Source organism: Pseudomonas sp. 05N434, assembly GCF_056396965.1.
The window spans coordinates 1-2,932 of the sequence record NZ_JBFTMK010000601.1; the positions used below are offsets into that span (position 1 = coordinate 1).

Annotated in this window: 4 protein-coding genes; 3 read left to right on the top strand and 1 reads right to left on the bottom strand. The window is 61.2% G+C overall.

The genetic code is table 11. The features are described 5' to 3' along the window. The coding region (locus tag AC1DLB_RS26595; RefSeq protein ID WP_477785966.1) for a sulfite exporter TauE/SafE family protein at positions 1 to 720 on the bottom strand (720 nt) is incomplete at its 3' end. A 109-nt stretch (positions 721 to 829) separates the two neighbouring features. On the opposite strand from AC1DLB_RS26595, the gene AC1DLB_RS26600 reads away from it, so the two are divergent. The 3 genes from AC1DLB_RS26600 to AC1DLB_RS26610 all read left to right on the top strand — a co-directional run. After that, complete coding sequence (locus AC1DLB_RS26600) at positions 830 to 1,786, top strand: LysR family transcriptional regulator (RefSeq protein ID WP_086944663.1); 957 nt, start codon at positions 830 to 832, stop codon at positions 1,784 to 1,786. A gap of 69 nt (positions 1,787 to 1,855) precedes the next feature. Further along, positions 1,856 to 2,317: a MarR family winged helix-turn-helix transcriptional regulator gene (locus AC1DLB_RS26605; RefSeq protein WP_477743510.1), complete on the top strand. Its 462-nt coding sequence runs from the start codon at positions 1,856 to 1,858 to the stop codon at positions 2,315 to 2,317. Between the two features lie 267 nt (positions 2,318 to 2,584). After that, on the top strand, positions 2,585 to 2,932 hold a 348-nt coding region (locus tag AC1DLB_RS26610), incomplete at its 3' end, for an organic hydroperoxide resistance protein (protein ID WP_477785967.1).

Here is a 2,932-nt window from a genome sequence, read left to right on the forward strand (position 1 = left end):
GCACACCAGAAACCCACAGAACAGCCCGCGCAACAGCCGCTCCGGCAGTGCGTGGGCGATTCTCACGCCCCAACTGATGCTCATCAATCCACCGACCGCCAATGGAATACCGATCGCCCAGTGCACCTGATGGTGCACCGCATAAGTCGCCAACGTGACGCCCGTGCTCGGCAATGCCAGTGCCAGCGACAAGCCCTGGGCAACCACTTGGCTGGTACCGAACAGACTGGTCAACACCGGCGTGGCCACCACCGCCCCACCCACGCCAAACAACCCGCCCATGGTCCCGGAAGCCGCGCCGAGCACACCCAGCCACGGCCATGAATAATGCATCTGTGAAGACGCCGGCGCAGTGGCGGCGAACATTCGCACCAGGTTGTAGGCCGACAGCGCGACCAGGAACGCGACAAACCCCACGCGCATGGTTTGCGCATCGATGCCCACCGCCCAGATCGAACCGATCCAGGCGAAGCAGAATCCCATCGAAGCCAATGGCAGCGCATGACGCAATTCGATGCGATTGCGCTGGTGATAACGCCATAGCGCCAGCATCACGTTCGGCACCACCATCACCAGCGCCGTGCCTTGGGCGACCTGCTGATCGAGACCGCACCACACGCCCAGCAGCGGAATCGCCACCAACCCGCCACCAATGCCGAAGAGCCCGCCGAGGGTGCCCATGGCGGCGCCAAAAACCAGGTACATCACGAACTCAATCACAGGCGGTTTCCTCTTGTCAGGCCGCTCATCCTACGCAGTCGGCTCTGGCAGGGAAACGCATAGCAACGCACAATGGCTGTGCCAAATTCGCATAAGCGTTAATGAAGCCATGAACCCCAATCAATTGACCGAACAACTCGGACTGTTTCTGGATGTGCTGGAGACCGGCAGTTTTTCCGCTGCATCCCGCCGTCATCCCCTGACGCCATCGGCGGTGGCGCGACGTATCGATAGCCTGGAAAGCGCCGTCGGCAGTCAGCTGTTCATTCGCAGCACCCACGCGGTGCGGGCTACCCCGGCAGGCTTGGCCTTTGCCGAGCGCGCGCGGCGGATCGTCGCGGAACTGCGGCTGGCGCGGGCGGAAGCGGTGTCCCTGAGCAACGCGCCGGAAGGCTTGATTCGGGTCGATGCGCCGGCAGCGTTCGGACGACGCCATCTGGCACCGGTGATTGCCGACTTCCTGACCCTTTACCCCGGCCTCGACGTGCAATTGCACCTGATCGACAGCTTTGTCGACATGCAGGGTTCGAACCTGGGCAAGGTCGACCTGGTACTGCGTGCCGGGCAAATGGCCGATACCCGGCTGGTGGCCACGCCGCTGGCGAGCATGGTGCGCATCGCCTGCGCCAGCCCCGATTACCTGCAACGCCGTGGCGTGCCGACCGAGCCGGCGCAATTGGTCGACCACGACGGTCTGGATTGGGATGGCCTGGCTCCGCCGTTCGCCTGGCGCTTCGAGCGGGATGGGCAGATGCACTTGCACCGGCCTGCGCGAATCCGCATGAGCGCCAACAACGCCGAGGCGCTGGTCTGCGGCGCACTGGCCGGGTTGGGTGTCGCGCATCTGCCGACCTGGCTGGCCAGTGAGTATTTATTGCGCGGCGAACTGCTGCCGCTGTTCTGCGAACAAGGTCTGCCAAAACCGGAAAGCACCGGTATTTATGCGTTACGCCTGGAGCAGCAGCCCAGTTCGCGTAGCCGTTTGCTGCTGGAATACCTGAAGACCCGTTTCAGCCCCATCCCACCGTGGGATCTGGCGCTGCAAACCAACCTCGACCGCCACTAGTCCATAATTATCTGGCGCATTAAAGATTCGCCCGCTAGATTCATGACGATCACTGATCAAGGCTTTGAAATGAACACCGAGCGCGACACCCCGGACAACTGCGATAACCTGCTGCTGGATAATCAGGTCTGCTTCGCCCTGCATTCCACTTCATTGCTGATGACCAAGGTTTACAAGCCGCTGCTGCAAGCGCTGGGCCTGACGTACCCGCAGTACCTGGCAATGATGGTGTTGTGGGAAAAGGACGGATTGACGGTCGGCGAAATCAGCAGCCGACTACTGACCGACCCCGGCTCCCTCACCCCGCTGCTCAAACGCCTGGAAGCCGAAGGCCTGCTGAGCCGCACCCGCAGCCGCGAAGATGAACGGGTGGTGATTGTCGAACTCACCGAGCAAGGCCATGCGCTGCGAGACAAAGCGCGCGATATTCCGCAGTGCATCCTCGGCGCCAGCGGGCAGACGCTGGAGCAGTTGAAGAAGCTGCAAACGGATCTCCAGGAGCTGCGCAGCCACCTGCAAGACAGCCTTTAGACCGCGTTATCGTTCTTCGCGGGCAAGTCGGATCGCCCGCGAAGGCGTCCTCCCCCGTCGCAAAAAAATTCACTTCGCATAAATCCCGCACGAAAGCCTCTATCTCAAGCATCTCCCGCCTGATCGAATCTCCAGGTGATGGGCAGGGTCAGTTTTTTTCAAAAAATTATCTTGCGCGCTAAATATTAGCGAGCTACATTCACTTCGCACTTACTTAGCGCGCAAACATTTAGCGCGAAACACCCAATCCGAAACGAGGCTCACACCATGCAAACTCTCTACACCGCAATCGCAACCTCCACCGGCGGCCGTGACGGTCGTTCGATCTCCAGCGACAACGTCCTCGACGTCAAACTCGCGACCCCGAAAGAACTCGGTGGCGCCGGCGGTGCGGCAACCAACCCTGAACAATTGTTCGCCGCCGGCTATTCCGCCTGCTTCATCGGCGCGCTGAAATTCGTCGCCAGCCAGACCAAACGCAAAATCCCCGACGACGCCTCGATCACTGCCCATGTCGGCATCGGCCAGATCCCTGGTGGTTTCGGCCTGGACATCGACCTGCACATCAGCCTGCCGGGCCTTGAACAAGCCGATGCACAAAGCCTGGTCGACGCC

Coding starts and splice junctions, on each gene's coding strand:
- AC1DLB_RS26605 (WP_477743510.1), top strand. CDS start 1,856: ATGAACACCGAGCGCGACACCCCGGACAACTGCGATAACCTGCTGCTG.
- AC1DLB_RS26600 (WP_086944663.1), top strand. CDS start 830: ATGAACCCCAATCAATTGACCGAACAACTCGGACTGTTTCTGGATGTG.